This is a genomic window from Nostocoides australiense Ben110 (assembly GCF_001050535.1).
GTDB classification, from domain to species: domain Bacteria; phylum Actinomycetota; class Actinomycetes; order Actinomycetales; family Dermatophilaceae; genus Nostocoides_A; species Nostocoides_A australiense.
The window spans coordinates 2,006,629-2,012,612 of record NZ_HG764815.1 but is presented as its reverse complement, the minus strand read 5'-3'; the positions used below and the strand labels follow the sequence as shown (position 1 = coordinate 2,012,612).

Sequence of the window (5,984 nt, the reverse complement as noted above, 5' to 3'; positions counted from 1 at the left end):
GCTCTCGGCGGCGCCGTCGGCGCCACCCGCGCCGTCACCGATCTCAGCTGGGCCTCCCACGACCTGCAGGTCGGTCAGACCGGCAAGACGGTCGCGCCGAATCTGTATGTCGCAGCGGGTGTTTCGGGCGCCATCCAGCACCGCGCGGGTATGCAGTCGAGCAAGACCATCGTCGCCATCAACAAGGACCCCAAGGCGCCGATCTTCGCGATCAGCGACTTCGGTGTCGTCGGCGACCTGCACCAGGTGCTGCCGGCGCTGATCGACCAGGTCAAGTCCCGCCGCGGCTGAGCCCGGCACGCACCACCCTCGCGAAGGAGCGACCCGTATGTACTGGATCCGACTCGTCCTCGGCGTGCTGATGACCGTTGTCGCCTTGGGCATGGCGGGGCGCCGCCTCGGCTATCTCTACCGGGTCGGCAAGGCCGGGCAACCCATCGAGCCCGTCCGCCGGTCCTCCACCGGGGAAATGGTCAAGGCCGAGGCCGTCGAGGTCGCGGCCCAGCGCAAGCTCTTGCGCTGGACCGGGCCCGGCCTCGCCCACGCCGCAGTCTTCTGGGGATTCTGCGTCCTGCTCCTGACCGTCCTCGAGGCCTTCGGCGCCCTCTTCGACGAGAAATTCCAACTGCCGGTCGTCGGCAATTGGCCCATCCTCGGCTTCCTCGAGGACCTCTTCGCGTTGCTGTGCATCGCGGCGGTCATCGCCTTCACGATCATCCGGATCAAGAACTCTCCCAAGGAGGAAGGCCGCAAGAGCCGCTTCTTCGGCAGTCACCTCGGCCCGGCGTGGTTCGTGCTGTTCATGATCTTCAACGTCGTGTGGACCGTGCTGTTCACCCGCGGCGCCCAGATCAACGCCCAGAACGTCGGCGGCTTCTCCCTCTCGGCCGCCGACAACCCGGACGGCCCGTTGAAGTTCCTCCGCGGGGCCTTCGCCTCGCAGTGGATCGCGCAGCTGTTCGAGCCGCTCGGGCACCGGGCCAACGAGATCCTCGAGACCGTCTTCCTCCTCCTCGGCCTGGCCGTGCTGCTCGGGTTCACCGTCTTCGTGACCTACAGCAAGCACCTGCACATCCTCGCCTCGCTGCCCAATGTCGCCTACGCCCGCCGCCCCCGCGCCCTGGGCGCGGCACTGCCGGTCTATTCGAACGGCAAGGAGGTCGACTTCGAGGACCCGGGCGAGGACGACCTGATGGGGGTCGGCAAGATCGAGGACTTCACATGGAAGGGCCTGCTCGACTTCGCGACCTGCACCGAGTGCGGCCGCTGTCAGAGCCAGTGCCCGGCGTGGAACACCGGAAAACCGTTGTCGCCCAAGGTGTTGATGATGGGCCTGCGCGATCACGCGCTGGCGAAGGCGCCATACCTCACCGCCTCCGAGGAGGCCCGCGAGTCGCTGCCCGATGACGTGAAGGCGCTCGCCGAGGTGCCACTCGTCGGCGCGACGGGCTATGCCGAGGACAACCCCCTGGGGGCCTACACCGCCACCGGCCCGGACGCGGTCATCGACTCCGACGTCATCTGGTCGTGCACCACCTGCGGCGCCTGCGTCGAGCAGTGCCCCGTCGACATCGAGCACGTCGACCACATCCTCGACATGCGCCGCCACCAGATGCTCATAGAGTCGGCCTTCCCCGAAGAGGCCTCGGTCATGCTCAACAACCTCGAGCACTCGGCCGACCCGTGGGGCCGCGGCGCCTCCAAGCGCCTCGACTGGGCCGAGGGCCTCGACTTCGAGGTGCGCGTCTTCGGGATGGCCGGCGAGGACAAGATCCCCGACGACGTCGACTACCTCTTCTGGGTCGGCTGCGCCGGCGCCCTGGACGAGACCGCGCAGCGCACCACCCGCGCCGTCGCGACACTGCTGCACGAGGCCGGCGTGGAGTTCATGGTGCTCGGCGACGGCGAGTCGTGCACGGGCGACCCGGCTCGCCGCATCGGGCACGAGTTCCTCTTCCAGATGCTCGCCAAGCAGAACGTCGAGATCCTCAACGAGGCCGGCGCCAAGCGCATCGTCGTCACCTGCGCGCACTGCTTCAACACGATCGCCAACGAGTACCCGCAGGTCGGCGGGACGTATGACGTCATCCACCACTCGACGCTGCTCGCCCAGCTCGTCAAGGACAAGCGCCTGACCCCGGTGAACCGGGTCGAGCAGTCGGTGACCTACCACGACCCGTGCTATCTCGGCCGGCACAACCGGATCTTCACCCCGCCGCGGGAGGTCCTGCTCGGCATACCCGGCATGCGGGTCCAGGAGATGGAGCGCACCCGCGAGCGCTCGTTCTGCTGCGGCGCCGGCGGCGCGCGGATGTGGATGGACGAGAACCTCGGCTCCCGCATCAACCTCAACCGCACCGACGAGGCACTGGCGCAGCAGACCGACGTGGTCGCGGCCGCCTGTCCCTTCTGCATCACGATGCTCGGCGACGGCATCGCCCAACGGCAGGCCGAAGGCCTGACCCGCCAGGTCGAGGTCACCGACATCGCCGAACTCCTGCTGCGCTCGGTCCGCCCGGACCAGGCGCCCGAGCCGGCCGAACCGGCCGGTGCCACCCCCGTCTCCTGACCACGAACCACCTCAGCCCGACACGACCGAAGAGAAAAGTGAGAGAACGATGACCGAGACCGCGACCACGGGCCATGTCGGCGGAGCCGGGCTGGACCTGACCACCTTGAACATGATGATCGAGTCGCTCGGCGACTTCGTCGACGAGGCGCTCTCCCCCGAACGAGTCCTCGAACTCGACCACGAGGACGAGTGCCCCGAGGACGTCGTGCGGGCGATGTCCGACCCCAACACCCTGGGCGTCCAGTTGGTCTTCATCCCCGAGGCCTACGGCGGCATGGACGGCGGAGCGTTCGACAGCTACCGCGTCTGTGAAGCCATGGGGCGCAAGGACATCGGCCTCGCGACCGCGGTGTTCGCGACCTTCCTCGGCTCCGACCCGATCGTCGTCGGCGCCACCGAGGAGCAGAAGCAGGAGTGGCTCGGCGCCATCGCCGAAGAGGGCGTCGTCTTCGCCTACGGCGCCACCGAGCCGGAGGCCGGCTCGGACCTCGGCGCGATGACGACCACCGCCGACCCGATCACGGGCGACGACGGCGAGATCACGGCATACAAGATCAACGGCCGCAAGCAGTGGATCTCCAACGGCTCCATCGCCGACTTCACCACGATCCTCGCCGCCACCCCCGAAGGCCCGACGTGGTTCGTCGTCCCCAAGGACACCCCCGGCTTCAGCGCCGGCCCCCCGGAGGACAAGCACGGCCTGCGGCTGTCCAACACCGCCGCCCTCTTCCTCGACGACGTCGAGGTGCCGGCGCACAACCTCATCGGGACCGAGGCCGGCAAGGGCCTGGTCCAGGCGCAGCAGGTCTTCGGCTACACCCGGCTCATGGTCGCGGCCTTCGGTCTCGGCGGCGGCTGGGAGGCCCTCGACCGGGCCATCGCCTATTCGAAGGAGCGGGTCCAGGGCGGCAGCGCCCTGTCGGAGAAGCAGGGTTTCACCCACAAGCTGATCGTCCCCCACGCCGTCCGGCTCGAGGCCGCCCGCGCGTTCATGGAGGACACCGCCGACAAGATCGACCGCGGCCTCGGCGAGAACGGCGCCATGAACACCGAAGGTGCCATCGCGAAATACCTTGCGACAGAAGCCGGTAACGCGGCCGCGGATGCCGCCATCCAGGCGCACGGCGGTTACGGATACACCCGGCCGTATGTCGTGGAGAAGATCAAGCGGGACGTGCGCATCACGACCATCTACGAGGGCACCTCGGAGATCATGGAGATGACGATCGCCCGCGACCGGTGGCAGTTGCACCTGAAGTCGATGGGCCGTCGTTACACCGACCTCGCGACCGAACTCGAGCAGCTGAACAACAGCAAGCCCGACGTCGGCGCCGGCATCGCCGCCCTCGGCGCCCGCGCGATGGCCGCGGTCCTCGAGGCGTGCAAGGTCGGGCGCCTGACCCGCAGCCAGCACGTGCTCTTCCGCCTCGGCGAGCTGATCGCCTACTGCGAGGGCGCGTCCGAGTTCGCCAAGGCCGCTGCCGCGGCGCAGGACGGAGCCCGGCACGAGAAGAACCCCGGCCGCTTCGACGGCGCCGCCACCTCCGCCATGGCGCGGGTGTATGCCCGTGAGGCCGCCCAGCGCATCGCGCTCGACGGGGCGCGGTATGTCGCGGGTGCGGCCGACCCCGGCTCTCCCGCCCTGGCCACGCTGGCAGGAGTGCCCACCGACGCGATCCGGGCCGCGCAGGCCGGGATGCTCACCGACATGGACTACATCGCCGACGTCCTCTACGGACGACTCGACGGCTGACTTTCGAGATATCTGTACGCAGGGAGTGGACGAGGATGACCAACACACCAAAGCCGGTGGCCGTTGTCGGGATGGCGGCGATCATGCCGCAGGCGCCGTCGGCGAATGCCTTCTGGGACAACATCAAAGGCGGGCGCTACAGCGTCACTGAGGTACCCCCGGAGCGCTGGGATCCCGCGCTCTACTTCAGCCCGGACCACGGAGCGCGCGACAAGACCTACAGCACCATCGGTGGCTGGGTGCGCGAGTTCGACTGGGACCCGATCAAGTGGCGCCTGCCCGTGCCGCCGACCGTGGCTGCTCAGATGGACGAGGGCCAGCGCTGGGCGATCAGCGCCGCCCGCGCGGCGCTGATCGACGCCGGCTGGCCGGAGTGGAATGTCGACAGCAACAATGTCGCCGTCATCCTCGGCAACGCCATCGGTGGCGAGAAGCACTACCTGTCCTCGATGCGCGTGCGCCTGCCGGAGGTGATCAAGAGGCTGCAGGAGTCGGCCACTCTCCAGGGATTGCCCGCCGACGTCCAGCAGCGCATCGTCGAGGAGACGCGTGCGGGCTACCTCGACAACACCTTCGAGATCACCGAGGACACCATGCCCGGTGAGCTGGCGAATGTCATCGCCGGCCGGGTCTGCCAGTTGCTCAACCTGCGCGGCCCCAACTTCACCACCGACGCGGCCTGCGCCTCCGGACTTGCGGCCCTGAACTCGGCCATCCTCGGCCTGGTTGATCACCAATACGATGCCGTCGTCACCGGTGGCGTCGACCGCAACATGGGCATCGACGCCTTCGTGAAGTTCTGCAAGATCGGCGCCCTGTCCGCCACTGGCACCCGGCCGTTCGACTCCGGCGCCGACGGCTTCGTCATGGGCGAGGGAGCCGCCCTGTTCGTGCTCAAGCGTCTGGAGGACGCCGAGCGCGACGGCGACCGGATCTACTCGGTGATCATGTCGGTCGGCGGCAGCTCCGACGGCAAGGGCAAGGGCATCACCGCGCCCAACCCGATCGGCCAGCAACTCGCCGTGCGCCGAGCCTGGGAGCAGGCCGGTCTCGACCCCGCCACCGTGATGGCCGTCGAGGCCCACGGCACGTCGACACGCGTCGGCGACGCCGCCGAACTCGCCTCGCTCACAGAGGTTTTCGGCTCCTCGAACCTGGCACCCGGATCGGTTGCCCTCGGCTCGGTGAAGTCGAACATCGGCCACCTCAAGGCGGCCGCCGGCACCGCGGGCCTGTTCAAGATGGTCCGCTCGTTGCACGAGAAGGTCCTCGCCCCGAGCCTGAACTTCAACAACCCCAACGAGAACGTCGACTGGGGCTCGATCCCATTCAAGGTCAACACCAGCCTGCGCGCCTGGCCCGACAGCCCGCACGGTGTGCGGCGCGGCGCCGTGAGCGCTTTCGGCTTCGGCGGCACCAACTTCCACGTGGTGTTGGAGGAGCACATTCCCGGCCGACACAAGGCTCCGGCCAAGGTCTTCGCCTCCGCTGAAGTGCCTTCCGCAGCAACGGTTTCCGCGCCTGTCGCCGGCCCCGGTGCCGCCGGCGGACCCGCCAAGGCGCCCCTGCGGGGTGCCCTCGTCCTCGGCGGTCGCGACGATGCCGAGGTGCTCGGCAAGGTCCGCGAAGCCCTTGCCGCCGCCCAGGCCGGCACCGCGC

Annotated in this window: 4 protein-coding genes; all 4 read left to right on the top strand. The window is 68.8% G+C overall.

The genetic code is table 11. The features are described from left to right. The coding region (locus BN11_RS09685; protein WP_048697086.1) for an electron transfer flavoprotein subunit alpha/FixB family protein at positions 1-291 on the top strand (291 nt) is incomplete at its 5' end. Between the two features lie 37 nt (positions 292-328). Next, on the top strand, positions 329-2,569 hold the full coding sequence (locus BN11_RS09680; protein ID WP_201329250.1) for a (Fe-S)-binding protein: 2,241 nt from the start codon (positions 329-331) through the stop codon (positions 2,567-2,569). A gap of 49 nt (positions 2,570-2,618) precedes the next feature. Continuing rightward, complete coding sequence (locus BN11_RS09675) at positions 2,619-4,325, top strand: acyl-CoA dehydrogenase family protein (RefSeq protein ID WP_048697083.1); 1,707 nt, start codon at positions 2,619-2,621, stop codon at positions 4,323-4,325. A 35-nt stretch (positions 4,326-4,360) separates the two neighbouring features. Further along, the coding region (locus tag BN11_RS09670; RefSeq protein ID WP_162213202.1) for a beta-ketoacyl [acyl carrier protein] synthase domain-containing protein at positions 4,361-5,984 on the top strand (1,624 nt) is incomplete at its 3' end.